The 789-nt window shown below is 51.8% G+C and carries 1 protein-coding gene and 1 pseudogene; both read left to right on the forward strand.

Going from position 1 to position 789, the window contains the following annotated elements; all coding sequences use genetic code 11:
• Nucleotides 1–404, forward strand: a pseudogene (locus tag AC4PR2_RS29300) (ParA family protein); the annotation flags it as partial.
• Nucleotides 401–789: hypothetical protein (locus tag AC4PR2_RS29305; protein ID WP_492176101.1), on the forward strand; the 389-nt coding region annotated here is incomplete at its 3' end. The pseudogene AC4PR2_RS29300 and the gene AC4PR2_RS29305, both read left to right, overlap by 4 nt.

Raw genomic sequence — 789 nt, forward strand, 5'->3', positions numbered from 1 at the left:
TGCCGGATACGCGTGAGTTTCTGCGTGGCACATTGGGGTTGATGGAAGGATTATTGCCGCTGACCAGCTACGGTATTGCGTTACCGCGTATCCGTATTCTGACGAATTGCATGGAGTACACGAATCTGGATTGGCAGACCCTGAACAGTCTGCGCGGCATTATCGCAAACGGGCAGTATCTGCGTGCAGATACCTTCGACGTCTCCCTTCTCGACACCATCATTCCCAAGCTTGAAATTTACAAAATGGGGCATGCTTCCGGCCAACCTGTTCATCGTCTTGAAAGAACCACCACACGTACATCAACGCTCGCTGCTGCGGACACTATGTATGAGCTGGCCTGCGAGTTGTTCCCTCACTGGGTTGCCGACTTCGACGTTCTGCGTCTGGAGGCAAATCAATGAATATTGAACAGCTAGTGACCTTTCTTAATGAACAGCGCGAGTTAGCCGCACCTGCACCCTGGCAGGTTCTTGAACTCTATAGCGATGGCGTCACTGTCGTGGATGTCAACGGCTTCGAGCATGTGGAAATCCCTAATGTCGCGATTGTTCCAGACTGGGAAAAACTTGGGCTTGAGCACTGGTCGGATAACGGTGGGAGCCGTGATGTGCGTCTTGAGGAGCAACGGGCTAATGGTTATCTGGCCGCTGCAGCACCACAGCTACTGGCTTACGTCAATGTGCTTAACCGTAATTTGGAAACCACGGAGAATGCGCTGCGCCGCATGTTGAAAATGCATGCGTTGATGATGGCAAAAACCAATCATGCTGCCAGCTTCTATGATGC

Source organism: Serratia sp. A07 (genome assembly GCF_058725505.1).